This window comes from Aquamicrobium soli, assembly GCF_042646345.1.
Lineage (GTDB): Bacteria > Pseudomonadota > Alphaproteobacteria > Rhizobiales > Rhizobiaceae > Mesorhizobium > Mesorhizobium soli_A.
Genome location: NZ_JBHRTK010000002.1, coordinates 45,752 through 61,468, shown reverse-complemented (window position 1 = coordinate 61,468; position 15,717 = coordinate 45,752). Strand labels below are relative to the sequence as shown.

Below are 15,717 nucleotides of genomic sequence, written 5' to 3'. Positions count from 1 at the left end.
AATCAGATCGCCGCGGTGATGATCATCTCGACCTTGTATTCCGGCGCGGCGAGCTTGGCCTCTCCGGTGGCGCGGGCCGGCGTGTTGCCCTGCGGCACCCACTTATCCCATTCCGCGTTCATCTCGGCAAAGGTGCTCATGTCGGAGAGCCAGATGATGGCCTGGAGAATCTTGGTCTTGTCCGTGCCGGCCTTGGCCAGCAATTCGTCGATGGTGGCAAGAATGTCCTTGGTCTGCTGCCCGACCGAGCCGCCCGGATTGCCGACCTGGCCGGCGAGGTAGACGGTATTGCCGTGAATGTTGATATCGCTCATGCGCGGGCCAACATCGATACGACGAATGCTCATAGCGTTTCCTTTCAGATGAGGGTCGAGTCTGTTTAGGGATGAGCCGGCGATTGGGCAACCCCTGCGCCGGCGATCCACAAGGTTCCGTCGTGCCCGTGCGCAACCCGCATTTTTTACACGACCTCCGTTGACATATGTAATAACATCACATATCCGACCTTTCCGTCGGCCACGTTCCCAATGGTGGGAGCCGAGAGATTTCATTTCGAATGACCGAGACCTGCCTTGCCTTTCATGACCTGACCCTCGGCTACGCCAGCCGTGCGGCCGTTCATCATCTCGACGGCAAGGTGGACAAGGGGTCGCTGACGGCCGTGGTCGGATCGAACGGATCCGGGAAATCGACCCTGCTCAAGGGCATCGCCGGCGTGCTCAAACCCATGGCGGGCGGGATCGACCGGGCCGGCGGCGTGCGGATCGCCTACCTGCCGCAGCAATCCGAACTCGACCGGTCCTTCCCGGCGCGCGTCGTCGATCTGGTTTCGCTCGGCCTGTGGCCCCGGCGCGGCCTGCTTGGCCGGCATACGGCACAAGACAGGCAGGCGGTGAAAGAGGCGTTGCAGGCGGTAGGACTCGCCGGGTTCGAAACGCGCGCGCTCGACACGCTGTCGGGCGGCCAGTTGCAGCGTGCCCTGTTTGCCCGCGTCCTGGTGCAGGACGCCGACCTCATCCTGCTTGACGAGCCGTTCAACGCCATCGACGCCAGGACCGTGTCCGACCTGGTCCTGCTGATCAAGCGCTGGCATGGCGAGGGACGAACGATCCTTGTCGTCGTCCACGACCTCGACATGGTGCGGCAGAATTTTCCCGAAACGCTGCTGCTTGCCCGCCGCAAGGTGGCATGGGGCGACACGGCGGAAACCTTGCGGCCGGAAAACCTGCTGCGCGCCCGCCGTTTTCATGAAGCCTGGGAAGACGACGCCCCGTGGTGCGAGCCGGAGGAACACGACCACGCGCATCTCCACGATCCGGCCAAGACCGGCAGCGAGCGAAGGGCCGCCGAATGAGCACCCTGTTCGACCTGCTTATCGCTCCCTTCGCCGATTTCGGCTTCATGCAGCGCGCGCTCTTCGGCTCGCTGATGCTGTCGCTGGGCGCATGCCCGGTCGGCGTCTTCCTGATGCTGCGGCGCCTGAGCCTGGCGGGAGACGCCATGGCTCACGCGATCCTGCCGGGCGCGGCCGCCGGTTTCCTGATCTTCGGCCTCGATATCCTGCCCATGACCGTGGGCGGCCTGCTGGCGGGCGCCGTCGTTGCGCTCGGCGCCGGCGCCGTTTCCCGCTTCACCATCCAGCGGGAAGACGCCTCGATGGCGGCGTTCTACCTCATTTCGCTGGCGCTCGGCGTGCTTCTGGTGTCGCTGCGCGGCTCCAGCGTCGACCTCATGCACGTCCTGTTCGGCACGGTGCTGGCGCTCGACAACGAAGCGCTGGCGCTGATCGGCGGCATCGTTGCCGTCACGCTCGGCTGCCTTGCCCTGTTCTGGCGCGCGCTTGTCGCCGAGTGCCTCGACCCGCTGTTCCTGCGCTCGGTCAGCCGGCTGGGCAGCCCGGTGCATTTCGTCTTCCTCGGCCTCGTCGTGCTCAACCTCGTCGGCGGCTTCCAGGCGCTCGGCACACTGTTGTCGGTCGGGCTGATGATCCTGCCGGCTGCGGCGGCGCGATTCTGGGCCTCCCGGGTCGGCTCGATGTGCGTGGTGGCGGTGCTGATCGGTTTTGCCGCCTGCGTTTGCGGCCTGCTTCTGTCCTATCACGCCTCGCTGCCGTCCGGGCCGGCGATCATCCTGTCGGCGGGCGTCGTCTATCTGGCCTCGATCCTGCTCGGCACCCGCGGCATCGTACGCGCCCGCGTCGCCCATCGCCACAGGACCGCCTAATCCAATCAAGGAGATTGCCGATGTTGAAGACGATTCATGCCGCCCTCGCACTGAGCGTTATAACATTAACCGGCTTCGCGACCTTGCCGGCCTTCGCCAAGCCGCTGAAAGTGGTGGCCAGTTTCTCGATCATCGGCGACTTCGCGAAGAACGTCGGCGGCGGCCGGGTGGAAATCACCACGCTCGTCGGCCCCGATGGCGACGCCCATGTCTACGAACCGAAGCCCGCCGATGCGGTGGCCATGGCCAAGGCCGACGTCGTGCTGGTGAACGGGCTCAATTTCGAAGGTTTTTTGCAGCGGCTGGTTGACGCCAGCGCAACCGGGGCAGCGGTCGTGGAACTGACCAAGGGCATCGAGCCGATAGAGTTCAAGCCGGAATTCGCCGAAGAAGCGCAGGAAGAAAGCCATGAGGGGCACGCCCATGACGAGCATGAAGGGCACGATCACGGCCCGCTCGACCCCCATGCCTTTCAATCCGTCCCCAATGCCAAGGTCTACGTGAAAAACATCGCCGATGCCTTTTGCGCCGCCGATGCGCAAGGGTGCGCCGACTATCGCGCCAATGCCGACGCCTACAGCCGGAAACTCGATGCGCTGGACGGCGAAATCCGGGCGGCGATCGCCTCCATTCCGCAGGCCAAGCGGGTGGTCATCACCTCGCACGACGCATTCGGCTATTTCGAGCACGAATACGGCCTGACCTTCCTCGCCCCGCAGGGCGTCTCGACCGAAGCGGAGCCCTCCGCGGCCGATGTCGCCACGCTGGTGAAGCAGGCCAGGCAGGACAAGGCCGCCGCCCTTTTCGTTGAAAACATCACCAATCCGAAGCTGGTGGAAAGGATCGCCGCCGAGGCCGGTATCAAGGTCGGCGGCACGCTCTATTCCGACTCGCTGTCGCCTTCCGGCGGCCCGGCCGCGACCTATATCGACATGATGCGCAGCAACACCGCCGAGATCAAAGGCGCGATCCTCGGAAGCTGACGGCACAGAATCGCTTCCGCGCGGTTGCCGGCCGGCATCGGGAATGGCAGAACTGTCGCCGACGCAGGAACAAGGACAAGACCATGGACATTCGCGAGATCACCGGCAACTACTCGGTTTCCCCGCAGATCACCCCGGACGAAGCGGTGGCCATCAAAGCTGCCGGCTTCAAGAGCGTGATCTGCAACCGCCCCGACAACGAGCAGCCGGACCAGCCCTCGCACGACGCCGTCAAGGCGGCAGTCGAGGCGGCGGGGCTGACTTTCCGCTACATTCCCGTCATCAGCGGCCAGATGACCGCCCAGAACGTGGAGGACCAGGCAGCAGCCCTGGCGGAAATCGAGGGGCCGGTGCTCGCCTATTGCCGGTCCGGCACCCGCTGCACCAACCTTTTCGCCGCGATCCAGCAGGCCAAGGGCTGACCGCGCCGGCATCACGCACGCTCAAGGAGTTCAGCCGATGGACCTCGGTATCCGTGGAAAGAAAGCGATCGTCTGCGCGTCGAGCAAGGGGCTCGGCCGAGGCTGCGCCATGGCGCTGGCGGAAGCCGGATGCGACCTCGTCGTCAACGGCCGCAACGCCGACCTGCTGGCAAGGACGGCCGCCGAGCTTCGGGACCGCTACGGCGTCATGGTGACCGAGGTCGCCGGCGATGTCTCGCGGCCGGAGGTCCAGCGCGCCCTGCTCGCCGCCTGCCCGGAGCCGGATATTCTCGTCAACAACAATGGCGGCCCTCCCTTCCGCGACTTCCGCGAACTCGACCGGGAAAAAATCCTCCAGGGCGTGACCAACAACATGGTCACGCCGATCGAAGTGATCAAAGCCGTCATCGACGGCATGGCGGCGCGCGGCTTCGGCCGCATCGTCAACATCACGTCGCTGTCGGTCTATGTGCCGATTCCCGGCCTCGACCTGTCGTCGGGCGCCCGCGCCGGGCTGACGTCGTTCCTGGCCGGCGTGGCGCGCACCGTGATGGACCGCAACGTCACCATCAACAACCTTCTGCCCGGTAAGCTCGACACCGACCGTCTGCGCGGACCGCACGAGCCCGGCTCGGTGGAGGACCCGAAGGCGGCCGCCGCCCGCAAGGCCCGCATCAGCGCCGACGTTCCGGCCAGGCGCCTCGGCACGCCGGAGGAATTCGGCCAGATCTGCGCCTTCCTGTGCTCGGTCCACGCCGGCTATATGACCGGCCAGAACATCCCGGTGGACGGCGGCCTCTACGTCAGCGCTTTTTGACGGCCGGACCGTTGCCGGCTTCGAGTCGTTTCCACGGTTTCCGCTCTAAAACTTGAATGTAATTAAACTTTCAGGCCCTAACCTTGCCATGTGTGACTGTGCTATTTGTCGCCTCGAAAAATCGCGGCCTCATGGTAGAAAGGGCGCGAAGCAGTAAGCGGGGAGAGCGGCCATGGAAGGCGACAGTACGAAAGCGAAATGGGCCGACCTGGAGGAGGCCGCCCTTCACTTCCACCGTTACCCTACCCCCGGCAAGCTGGAAATCCAGGCCACCAAGGCCCTCGGCAACCAGCGCGACCTGGCGCTGGCCTACTCCCCCGGCGTCGCCGCTCCCTGTCTCGCCATCCAGGACGACCCGGCCACCGCCGCCGACTATACCGCCCGCGCCAACCTGGTCGGCGTCGTCTCCAACGGCACCGCCGTGCTCGGCCTCGGCAATATCGGCCCGCTCGCTTCCAAGCCGGTGATGGAAGGCAAGGCGGTGCTGTTCAAGAAATTCGCCGGCATCGACGTGTTCGACATCGAGATCGACGCCCCTGGCATCGACAACATGGTCCAGACGATCGCGGCGCTGGAGCCGACCTTCGGCGGCATCAACCTGGAGGACATCAAGGCGCCCGAATGCTTCGAGGTCGAGGAGCAGTTGAAGGCCCGCATGAGCATTCCGGTCTTCCACGACGACCAGCACGGCACCGCCATCATCGTCGCCGCCGCCATCCTGAACGGGCTCGAATTCGCCGGCAAGGCGATCGAGGACATCAAGGTGGTCACCTCGGGCGCCGGAGCCGCGGCCCTCGCCTGCCTCAACCTCCTGGTGCTGCTCGGCGTCAAGGTCGACAACATCTGGGTCACAGACCGCCACGGCGTCGCCTACAAGGGCCGCACTGAGGAGATGGACCGCTGGAAGGACCCTTACGTCAAGGATACCAACGCGCGCACGCTGAGCGACGTGCTGCCCGGCGCCGACGTGTTCCTGGGGCTGTCGGCCGCCGGCGTGCTGAAGCCAGAAATGCTGGCGCTGATGGCCGAAAAGCCGCTGATCCTGGCGCTGGCCAACCCCAATCCGGAGATCATGCCGGACGTGGCCCGCGCAGCGCGGCCCGACGCCATGATCTGCACCGGCCGCTCGGATTTTCCCAACCAGGTCAACAACGTGCTTTGCTTCCCCTATATCTTCCGGGGAGCGCTGGATTGCGGCGCAAGCGCCATCAACGAAGAGATGAAGATGGCGGCGGTGCGGGCCATCGCCGCCCTCGCTCGCGAGGAACCCTCGGACGTGGCCGCGCGCGCCTATTCCGGCGAGACGCCGATCTTCGGGCCTGAATTCCTCATCCCCTCGCCCTTCGACCCGCGCCTCATCCTGCGCATCGCGCCGGCCGTCGCCAAGGCCGCCCAGGAAACCGGCGTCGCCACGCGGCCGATCGCCGACATGACCGCCTACATGGACAAGCTGAACCGCTTCGTCTTCCGCACCGGGCTCGTCATGAAGCCGGTGTTCTCCACGGCCAAGGCGGCGGTTTCCAAGCGCGTCATCTATGCCGACGGCGAGGACGAGCGCGTGCTGCGCGCCGCGCAGGTGGTGCTCGAGGAAGGCATAGCCCAGCCGATCCTGATCGGGCGCCCGCATGTGGTCGAGGTCCGCCTCAAGCGCCATGGCCTCAGCATCCGGCCGGGGCGCGATTTCGAGCTGATCAACCCCGAGGACGATCCGCGCTACCGCCACTATGTCGACCTTTTCATCGAACTCGGCGGCCGGCGCGGTATCACGCAGGAAGCCGCCCGCACCATGGTGCGCACGCACACCACGGTGATCGCCGCGCTGGCGCTGAAGCGGGGCGACGCCGACGCCATGCTGTGCGGGCTGGAAGGACGCTTTGCCCGACACCTGCGCAACGTCGACCTGATCATCGGCCCGCGCGCCGGCGTCAAGGACCACGAACTGTCGACGCTTTCGATGCTGATTTCGCAGCGCGGCGTGCTGTTCTTGACCGACACCCATGTCTGCGTCGACCCGACCGCCGAGCAGATCGCCGAAATGACGGTGCTGGCGTCGGAGGAAATCAAGCGCTTCGGCATCGAGCCGAGGGCAGCGCTGCTGTCGCTGTCGGACTTCGGCTCGCGCGACACCCAAAGCGCCCTGAAAATGCGCCAGGCGGCCGCCATCCTCGCCAAAATCGCGCCGGACCTGCAATGCGACGGCGAAATGCACGCCGACACCGCCCTGTCGGAGCAGCTTCGCCAGCGCGTCTATCCGCATTCGCGCCTGAAGGGTGAAGCGAACCTGCTGGTCTTCCCCAGCCTTGACGCCGCCAACATCACTCTGACTGCGCTGCAGGCCACGCTGGACGCGTTGCATGTGGGGCCGATGCTGCTCGGCACCGACAAGCCGGCCCACATCCTGACGCCTTCGGTGACCTCGCGCGGCGTGGTCAACATGACGGCGCTGGCGGCGGTCGAGGCGATCCACAAGGCGCAGGCGTTGCAGCCGGCGGGCTGAGCCTCGGTCGCCCTAGGAAACGGTTAACCATAAGCGGGCTACGGTCGCACCGGCGCCCGCAGCGTGGGCGCGCAGGTTTCCAGGCGGCATGGAGGGCGGATGACAAGCGGGGCTGGCAGGCTGGCGGTTCGCGCCGTGCTGCTCGGCGCCGTCGCCCTTTCAAGCACCAGCGCGGCCGATGCAGCCTCGCGTCTCTGCCGTCAGCTTCAGGCAGAGCTGGCCGGCCTCAGCAGCGCCGGGCCGGCAAGCCCTGCCCGGCTCGGGAAATACGATTCAGCGATCGCCCGGCAAGGCAGGGAGATCGCCAAAGCGCGCAGCCGCGCGCAACGCGCCGGCTGCGGCTTTTCGATTTTCGGCGGCGACATCGCCACCTGCGCGGCGCTGAATTCCACCATCGAGCGCATGAACGCCAATCTCGACAGCCTGCGCAACAAGCGCTCCAGGCTTGCCAAGAGCGTCACCCGTGGCGAGCGGGCGCGCCTCTTCGCGGCACTTGAAAAGCATGGCTGCACGGACGCCAAGCCCGCCCGCAAACCGACCACTGCGGAAAAGATCGCACCGGCCGCGCCGGAGAACCGGGAAATCCTCGACGGCGCTCCCCTCTCGGACAACGCCGGCAGCGAGATCATCGAGAACAACTACCTTGCGCCCCTGATCGACTTGTCGCTCAATAAGGGCCCGCAGCCGCAAGGCGAGTTCCGCACATTATGCGTGCGCACCTGCGATGGCTATTTCTATCCGATGTCGAATGCCGCGACGCTGCGCGACTTCGAGCGCGACCAGAAGAATTGCGAGGTAAGCTGCCCGGGAACGCAGATGCGGGTCTTCTATATGCGCGGCATCGGCGACGATCCGGCCGAGATGACCTCCGCAGCCAGCGGCAAGCCCTACCGGGAATTGCCGACGGCGTTCCTCTACAAGAAGCCGACGCCGGCGGGCGCGCCGGCCTGCGGCTGCAACGCCCCGTCCGGTTATCAGGTGATCGGCAATGGCGCGGCCGCATCGGCCAGCCGGGAATCGCCAAGCATCATGTCGTTTGGCTCGCCCCCGGCAACTCGGCCAGCACAGTCGAGACCGACAGGCGGCGAAGCTGCCGGCACCCTGCCCGCACCCGCGCAGCCCCTGCCCGCCGACCGCAAGGTCAGGGTCGTCGCGCCAGCGTTCCTTCCCGCCCCAGAAGCGGCAACAGATCTGCGAGCTCCGGCCCCGACTCCAGGCCGGTAAGTGCCAGCCGCAGCGGCATGAACAGCGCCTTGCCCTTGCGCTCGGTCGCCTTCTTCACCGCATTCGTCCAGTCTTTCCAGACGGAAGCGCCCCACGGCCCCTCCGGCAGCAGATCAAAGGCCGTGCGCAGGAAGGCGATATCCTCATCGGAAAATTCCGGCTTTTCCTTCGGGCCATCGACAACGATACGCCACCACGCCTCCGCATCGCCCAGCCGGTCGAGGTTGCCGCGAACGGCCATCCAGAACGGCTCCGCGCGCTCGTCCGAAACGCCGAGCAGGAAAAGCCGGTCGCGGGCTTCCGAAAAAGGCATCCGATGCAGCAGCGCCCGATTGAGCACCAACAGCTCGTCGGGATCGAATTTCGACGCCGACTTCGAGGTCGCCGCCAGGTCGAAATGCTCGCCAAGCTCCGCCATCGTCGTTATGGCCTGCACGTTCTCGGAGGTGCCGACCAGAACGGCGAGCGAGGCGACGGCCATCGGCTCGATGCCGGAATCGCGCAGGCCCTCGATCGAGAGCGCACCGGTGCGCTTGGAAAGCCCCTCGCCCGAAACGGTGGTCAGAAGGTTGTGGTGGCCGAAAACCGGCGCTTCGGCGCCCAGCGCCCGGAAGATCGCCATCTGCACGCCGGTGTTGGTGACGTGGTCGTCACCCCGGATAACATGGGTAATCCCCATGTCGATATCGTCGACCACCGAGGGCAGCGTATAGAGATAGGTCCCGTCCTCGCGCACCAGCACCGGATCCGACAAGGAAGCGAGGTCGACGGTTTCCTCGCCGCGAACCAGATCGTTCCAGTGGATTTCGGTGCGCTGCGGCTCCTGCGGATCGCTGGCGAAGTTGGGGAGCAGGAAGCGCCAGTGCGGCTTGCGGCCGTCCGCTTCGAACTCGGCGACTTGCTCGGGCGAGAGCGCCAGCGCCTCGCGGCCGTAGACCGGCGGCAGTCCGCGCGTCCGGCGTATCTTGCGGCGAAGGTCGAGTTCCTCCGGCGTTTCGTAGCAGGGATAGAGAAGGCCTGCCGCTTTCAGCTTCTCGACAGCGGCATCATAGAGGTCGAAGCGCTTCGACTGGTATTCGGTCGCGTCCTGGAAAATTCCCAGCCAGTGCAGGTCGTAGAGCGTGCCGTCGGCGTATTCCTGCCGCGAGCGCGCGACGTCGGTATCGTCGAAGCGCTGGATGAAGCGGCCCTTGTTCTTTTGCGCGAAAAGCCAGTTGAAAAGCGCGGTGCGCGCGTTGCCGATATGGATGCGGCCGGTAGGCGACGGGGCGAAACGGACGGTGACGGTCATGTGCGGGGCCTAAAGGATGACACCGCTTTTTGCAACCATTCGCGCCCGTGCGCAACGCGTGGCTGGACCCGCCACGCACGGGCATCATGCCATCGAAGCGGCTAGTTGACGGACTCCTGCTGCGGCGCGGTTCCCGTCGCGTCCGCCGCCAGCGGCGCCTCGGCGCTCGCCAACTGGTCCGCGCACAGTTCCGCAGCACCGCTCACCGGCTTGTCCATCTTGGCGAAGGTCACCCATCCGCCATCGCTGACGAAGCTGTCGCGCTTCCAGGAATCGACCTTCTTGAACTCGGCCAGTTTCGCGGCCGCGTCCGGCGCCTTGAGGAAACGGTTGACGCATATGTTCGCGGCCAGCTGTGCCGCCGCATGCTGGCCCGCTGCCTGGGCCTGTTTCGCGGCGGTTCCTCCCGTCACCCAACCACCCCAGGAAAAGCCGACGATCATGGTCAGCACCGCGGCACCGACGCACGACCAGAACCAGATTGCTTTCGATGGTCGATAGGCGTTCCAGCTTTCTCCAACGGACATGGTTTTTCTCCCTTTGTGTTTATCCCTGGTGTTCGGAAACTACCGCGACGATCAATCACGATGTGACACACTCTATCACAAATCGTGATCCACGACACCCCTGCGGGCAACTTGCGGTTGGAGCGGTGGAAATCCGGTTCGCCCGGTGCGTGAATCGTCAATGAGAAAACGCGCCGCACACCGCGCATTTCCTCCTGATTCTTGTCGGGGAGTTTGAGCTAACGGGACAACCCTGCCCGCTTGCGCAGGCAGTATCAGCCGCGATCCCGGAAACGATTGGTGATCGGGTAGCGGCGGTCGCGCCCGAAATTCTTCCTGGTGATCTTCACGCCCGGCGCCGCCTGGCGCCGCTTGTATTCGGCGATGTAAAGCAGGTGCTCGACACGGCTGACGGTGGCGCGGTCATGGCCGCGCGCGACGATCTCGTCGACGCCCATCTCGTTTTCGACCAGGCATTCGAGAATGTCGTCCAGCACCGGATAAGGCGGCAGCGAATCCTGGTCGGTCTGGTTCTCGCGCAGTTCCGCCGACGGCGCCTTGTCGATGATGTTGACGGGAATGACCTCGCCCCCCGGCCCGAGCGCGCCGGACGGCACATGCGCGTTGCGCCAGCGCGACAGCGCATAGACCTGCATCTTGTAGAGGTCCTTGATCGGGTTGAAGCCGCCGTTCATGTCGCCGTAGAGCGTCGCGTAGCCCACCGACATTTCCGACTTGTTGCCGGTGGTCACCACCATCGAGCCGAACTTGTTGGAGATCGCCATCAGGATGGTGCCGCGCGCGCGCGATTGCAGGTTTTCTTCCGTGGTGTCGGCCTTGGTGCCCGCAAACAGCGGTTCGAGCACCCTGGTAAATCCTTCGACCGGCTCGGCGATCGGCACGATGTCGTAGCGGCAACCGAGCGCGCGGGCGCAATCCTCGGCGTCCTTCAGCGATTCCCGTGAGGTGTAGCGATAGGGCAGCATCACCGCATGCACCCGCTCCTCGCCCAGCGCATCGACGGCCAGGGTCGCGCAAATGGCGGAATCGATGCCGCCGGAAAGCCCCAGAACGACGTTCTTGAAGCCGTTCTTGTTGACGTAGTCACGCAGGCCCAGCATGCAGGCGCGGTAATCCGCCTCGCCGTTTTCCGGGATCGTCACCATCGGCCCCTGCGAACAGACCCAGCCGTCGGCGCCGCGCTTCCAGGTGCTGACGTCGACCGCCTCCTCGAACTGGCTCATCTGGAAAGCGAGCGACTTGTCGGCCTGGATGGCGAAGGAGGCGCCGTCGAACACCAGTTCGTCCTGCCCACCGAGTTGGTTGGCATAGACCAGCGGCAGGCCGGTTTCGATCACCTGCCTCAGCACGACTTGCTGGCGCGCATCCATCTTGCCGCGATAATAGGGCGAGCCGTTCGGCACCAGCAGGATCTCCGCGCCGGATTCGGCCAGGGTCTCGCAGACGCCCAAGTCACCCCAGATATCCTCGCAGACCGGGATGCCGAGGCGAACGCCGCGGAAATTCACCGGACCGGGCAAATCCGGCCCAGCCTGGAACACCCGCTTTTCATCGAACTCGCCGTAGTTGGGCAGGTCGACCTTGTAGCGCTCGGCGATGATCTTGCCGCCATCGGCGACGACGATCGAATTGTGCGTGCCGCTCTTGCGCCGGAGCGGCGTGCCGATGATGACGCCCGGACCGCCGTCGGCGGTTTCGGCGGCAAATTCCTCGATCGCCCGCTCGCAGGCTTTCAGGAAGGCCGGCTTCAGGATCAGGTCCTCGGGCGGATAACCGGAAATGAACAGTTCGGTGAACAGCACGATATCGGCGTGCTGGCGGGCCGCATCCGCCCTTGCCGCCCGCGCCATGGCCAGGTTGCCGGCAATGTCGCCCACCGTCGGGTTCAACTGGGCGACGGCGATGCGGATCGTATCGGGGGCAGCGGAATGAGAGCTCATGAACCGCCTCTTATCGCGCCCCGCTGCCGGGAGCAATGCGCATCGCGGGACGGTACCGGCAGCGATTGACCCGCAGCCTAGCCTGAATTCGGCTCCGGCAGGTTCGCCGGCCTGGGTTTTTCGTCGACAAGCCGGGCCTCGATCGCCGTCTCGATGGCGCGCTTCGCTTCGTCCTTCACCGAAGCGGTCTCGGCCAGCACGGCATCGACTTTCATGAAATCGAGCACGCGGAACCGCGAGACCGGCGGACGGATCAGGATATCGGGGCGGCATTGAGCGAGCTTGCTGGCGATGATCGACTGCATCATCAACTGCGTCGCGCCATACATCAGGTCCACGGTGGTCGGGCGCTTGCGCTCGGTGTCGGTGGGCGCGCCGACCACGTCGATGGCGATGGTGATGTCGGCCTCGTGGTCGATCAGGTCGAACGGCACCGGGTTGTAGATGCCGCCGTCGATCAGCACGCGGCCGTCGCGCACCACGGGCCGGAACATCGCCGGGATCGCGGCCGAGGCGGCCAGCGCAGAATGCAGGTCGCCGCCCTCGATCACCACCAGCCGGTGGCCGAAGAAGTCGGTCGCCGTCACCTTCAGCGGTATTTCCAGTTCCGCGAACGAGTCCGGCACGGCGTCCGGCAGGAAGGCGTTGAGGATGCGCTCGACATTGAACTGGCCGACGCGAAAGCCGCCCTCCATCATTTCGGCGATCGTGCCCGGGCGCGCGCGCCACATGCGGCTCGCGACCTCGGCGCGCCGCGTCAGGATGGAATGGGCGTGCTCGCGGATATCCCTGCCGGTAAGGCCGGCGGCCATGCCCGCGCCCATGATGGCGCCGATCGAGGAGCCGGCGATCGCCACCGGCCGGATACCCAGTTCATCCAGCGCCTCGATGACGTGGATATGCGCCAGCCCGCGCGCACCGCCGCCGCCGAAGGCGATGCCGAAGGTCGGGCTCATCCCTTGCCTCCGCCGGCATCCTTGTCCTTCAGGGCCGGCCCTACCACCATGATCGCCGGCTTGGCCGACAACAGCTTCGTCGCCACCGCCTTGACCTCGCCCAGCGTCACTGCACCGAGATAGTCGGTGCGGCGCTCCATGTAGTCGATGCCCAGCCCCTGGAGTTGCAATTCGAGCAGGGTGCCGGCAATGGCGCCGGAAGAATCGAGATTGTTGATGGCGTAGGAGCCGATGACGTATTTCTTCGCCGCCGCCAGTTCCTGCTCGGTGGGGCCGCCCTCGGCCATGCCCTTCACCACGTCCCGGATCACGCCCAGCGTCTCTTCCGCACGGTCGGAACGGGTCGCCGTGCCGATGACCAGCGACGAGGCGTGCTTGCGATTGACCAGCGCCGAATCCACGCCATAGGCGAGGCCGCGTTTTTCGCGAACCTCCTTGAACAGGCGCGAGGTGAACGTGCCGCCGCCGAGGATTTCGTTCATCAGGGCCGCCGCATAGAACTCAGGATCGGCACGCTTCATCCCCGGATAGGCCAGTTGCAGCGAGGTCTGCGGCTGGTCGTAGACGACTTGCATTTCCTCGCCGAGCCTTGGCTCGACATCGGCAACCGGCGTCAGCACCTGCTTTTCGGGAAGCGCGCCAAACAGGCGGCCGAGCTGCGTTTTCAGCGTTTCGGCATCGATGGCGCCGACCACCGCGACATGCAGGCCGTCGCGGGCGAACAGCGCCTTGTGGGCGGCATGCAGGTCCTGCGCCGTGATCGCGGCTAGGCTCTGCTGCGTCCCCTCATCGCGCCGCGAATAGGCATGTCCGGGATAAAGCGCCGTGGCCCATTTTTGTGCGGCCACCGTATTGGGGTCCCGCTCGCCGGCGACGATGCCCGCCACGACCTGGGCGCGGATGCGATCGATCGGCGCCTGGTCGAAGCGAGGCTCCTGGATGGCGAGCCTGAGCAGGTCGAGGGCCTCGTCCTTGTGGTCGGCGAGCATGCGCATGGTGCCGTAGATGCCGTCGCGCGTCTGCCGGAAACCCATCTCGGCGCCCGCATCGTCCAGCTTGATCTGGAAGGCCTCGCTGTCGAGGTCGCCGGCGCCTTCGTCGAACAGCCCGGTCATCAGGTTGGCGAGCCCCTCCTTGCCGGCCGGATCCTGCGAGCTTCCGCCGTCGAAAGCGAACTGGATGTTGATGATCGGCACCGAATAGTCTTCGACCAGCCATGCCGACACGCCGGAATTGGATTTGACCTCCTGGATGGTCACCGCCGCGCGCGCCATGATGGCCGGCAGCACGAGGAAAAGCATCGACAACAGGAGGGTGGCCGCCGGCATGGCAAAGCGTGTGCGCAGCAGGGTGAGGCTTGCCGTCATCTCAATTCTCCGCCCGCGGCTGCGGCAGCAGATAGCCGGTCGTCGCATGGTCCATGCCGAGATAGCGCGCAGCCACGGCCTTCACCTGGTCGGCACTGACCCGTCGGATACGCTCGGGCCATTCCTCCACGTCCGCCACCGTGCCGCCCGTCGCCAGCGTAGCGCCATAGATGTTCGCCATCGCCGCCTGCCGGTCACGGGCGAAGATCATCGAGCGGACGAGGCGGTCCTTCGCCTTCTCCAACTCGTCGGCGGTAACGCCGTCGGTGGCGATCCGCGAGACTTCCGCATTCGCCGCCGCTTCCACGTCCTCGAGCTTGGCGTCGCCGCGCGGCGCGCCATAGACGACGAAGCTGGTGTCGTCGAGCATGGTGCCCTGGAAGGATGCGCCGGCGCTGGCGGCGATGCCCTTCTTGACGACAAGCTGCTGGTAGAGCCGGCTGCGGCTGCCGCCACCCAGTATCTCCGACAGGAGGTCGAGCGCCTCGGCCTCGCCGTTCTTTTGCGAGTGATAGGACGGAACCACCCACTGCGTCGAAAAGCTCGGCACGCTGACGCGCGGGTCGCGCAATGTCACCGTGCGCGCGGTTTTCTGCTCCGGCTCGACGGGGCGGATGCGCGGCGGCAGGTCAGGCCCGCGCGCGAGCTTGCCGTAGGTCTGCTCGGCCAGTTGCTTGACCGTCTGCGCGTCGACATCGCCCGCCACCACCAGCACCGCGTTGTTCGGCGTGTAATAGTGATCGTAGAAGGCCTTCGCATCGGTACGGTTCAGTTGCTCTATCTCCTGTTTCCAGCCGATCACCGGGATGCGGTAGGGCTGGTTCTGGTAGAGCGTGGCGTTGACTTCCTCGTCCAGCAGCGCGTCGGGGCTGTTGTCGATGCGCGAGCGGCGCTCCTCCAGGATGACGTCGCGCTCGGTGGCGACCACCTCGTCGCTGAGGATCAGGTTGCGCATCCGGTCGGCTTCGTAGCCCATCATCTCGCCCAGCGCCTCGGGCGTAACCGTCTCGTAGAAGGCGGTGTAGTCATACGAGGTGAAGGCGTTGTTGGAGCCGCCGATGGCCGAGATCGCCGCATCGAACTCGCCGGCCTTGTGATTGGTCGTCCCCTTGAACATCAGGTGTTCGAAAAAATGGGCGATGCCGGATTTTCCCGGCGGCTCGTCGGCGCTGCCGGCCTTGTACCAGACCATGTGTGTGACGATCGGCGCGCGGCGGTCGGGTATGACGACGACTTCCATGCCGTTGTCGAGCCGGAAATCAGCCACCTCGGCGCTTCGGGGCGCAGTCTGCGGCAGGCTGTCGGCCAGCACCGGCCCCGCCAGGAAGAAGGCCATCGAAGCGGCAAGGGCGGGAAGGCGCAGCCAATCGACCTGAAGGTTCATCGTGACTCCGAAACGGTTCTGCGCGGCAACGATAGGGTCTTGGCGGCGGAAAGTGAATTGTTCGTCATCTGCCCGGCAAACAAGGC

The 15,717-nt window shown here is 65.6% G+C and carries 14 protein-coding genes; 7 read left to right on the top strand and 7 right to left on the bottom strand.

The window, feature by feature from the left end:
- Nucleotides 1-2: 2 nt before the first annotated feature.
- Nucleotides 3-347, bottom strand: a complete 345-nt coding sequence (locus ACFOHJ_RS02525) for a RidA family protein (protein ID WP_378218201.1) — start codon at nucleotides 345-347, stop codon at nucleotides 3-5.
- Between the two features lie 209 nt (nucleotides 348-556).
- On the opposite strand from ACFOHJ_RS02525, the gene aztA reads away from it, so the two are divergent.
- The 7 genes from aztA (at nucleotide 557) to ACFOHJ_RS02490 (ending at nucleotide 8,166) form a co-directional block, all read left to right on the top strand.
- Nucleotides 557-1,354 (top strand): zinc ABC transporter ATP-binding protein AztA, encoded by a 798-nt coding sequence (gene aztA, locus ACFOHJ_RS02520; protein WP_378218199.1) that lies wholly within the window; start codon nucleotides 557-559, stop codon nucleotides 1,352-1,354.
- Nucleotides 1,351-2,223 (top strand): zinc ABC transporter permease AztB, encoded by an 873-nt coding sequence (gene aztB / locus ACFOHJ_RS02515; RefSeq protein ID WP_378218198.1) that lies wholly within the window; start codon nucleotides 1,351-1,353, stop codon nucleotides 2,221-2,223. The genes aztA and aztB overlap by 4 nt, the downstream gene beginning before the upstream one ends.
- Before the next feature lie 20 nt (nucleotides 2,224-2,243).
- Entirely contained in the window at nucleotides 2,244-3,206 is a 963-nt protein-coding gene (aztC, locus tag ACFOHJ_RS02510; RefSeq protein ID WP_378218195.1) for a zinc ABC transporter substrate-binding protein AztC, read from the top strand.
- An 83-nt stretch (nucleotides 3,207-3,289) separates the two neighbouring features.
- A complete protein-coding gene (locus tag ACFOHJ_RS02505; RefSeq protein ID WP_378218193.1) occupies nucleotides 3,290-3,628 on the top strand; it encodes a TIGR01244 family sulfur transferase in 339 nt (112 codons plus the stop codon).
- Nucleotides 3,629-3,665: 37 nt separating this feature from the next.
- Nucleotides 3,666-4,445: an SDR family oxidoreductase gene (locus tag ACFOHJ_RS02500; RefSeq protein ID WP_378218191.1), complete on the top strand. Its 780-nt coding sequence runs from the start codon at nucleotides 3,666-3,668 to the stop codon at nucleotides 4,443-4,445.
- A 172-nt stretch (nucleotides 4,446-4,617) separates the two neighbouring features.
- Nucleotides 4,618-6,942: an NADP-dependent malic enzyme gene (locus ACFOHJ_RS02495; RefSeq protein ID WP_378218189.1), complete on the top strand. Its 2,325-nt coding sequence runs from the start codon at nucleotides 4,618-4,620 to the stop codon at nucleotides 6,940-6,942.
- 99 nt (nucleotides 6,943-7,041) lie between these two features.
- Entirely contained in the window at nucleotides 7,042-8,166 is a 1,125-nt protein-coding gene (locus ACFOHJ_RS02490) for a DUF2865 domain-containing protein (RefSeq protein WP_378218187.1), read from the top strand.
- Here the strand turns inward: ACFOHJ_RS02490 and gltX are convergent.
- From gltX to ACFOHJ_RS02460, 6 genes are all read right to left on the bottom strand, one after another.
- Nucleotides 8,084-9,457 (bottom strand): glutamate--tRNA ligase, encoded by a 1,374-nt coding sequence (gltX, locus tag ACFOHJ_RS02485; protein ID WP_378218185.1) that lies wholly within the window; start codon nucleotides 9,455-9,457, stop codon nucleotides 8,084-8,086. The genes ACFOHJ_RS02490 and gltX overlap by 83 nt on opposite strands.
- A 101-nt stretch (nucleotides 9,458-9,558) precedes the next feature.
- Nucleotides 9,559-9,984, bottom strand: coding sequence for a hypothetical protein (locus ACFOHJ_RS02480; protein ID WP_378218183.1), 426 nt, complete (start codon nucleotides 9,982-9,984; stop codon nucleotides 9,559-9,561).
- Nucleotides 9,985-10,238: 254 nt separating this feature from the next.
- Entirely contained in the window at nucleotides 10,239-11,924 is a 1,686-nt protein-coding gene (locus ACFOHJ_RS02475; RefSeq protein ID WP_378218181.1) for an NAD+ synthase, read from the bottom strand.
- 77 nt (nucleotides 11,925-12,001) lie between these two features.
- Nucleotides 12,002-12,880, bottom strand: a complete 879-nt coding sequence (locus ACFOHJ_RS02470; RefSeq protein WP_378218179.1) for a patatin-like phospholipase family protein — start codon at nucleotides 12,878-12,880, stop codon at nucleotides 12,002-12,004.
- Nucleotides 12,877-14,247 (bottom strand): M16 family metallopeptidase, encoded by a 1,371-nt coding sequence (locus ACFOHJ_RS02465; protein WP_378218177.1) that lies wholly within the window; start codon nucleotides 14,245-14,247, stop codon nucleotides 12,877-12,879. The genes ACFOHJ_RS02470 and ACFOHJ_RS02465 overlap by 4 nt, the downstream gene beginning before the upstream one ends.
- A gap of 1 nt (nucleotide 14,248) precedes the next feature.
- Entirely contained in the window at nucleotides 14,249-15,631 is a 1,383-nt protein-coding gene (locus ACFOHJ_RS02460; RefSeq protein WP_378218175.1) for a M16 family metallopeptidase, read from the bottom strand.
- Nucleotides 15,632-15,717 lie beyond the last annotated feature (86 nt).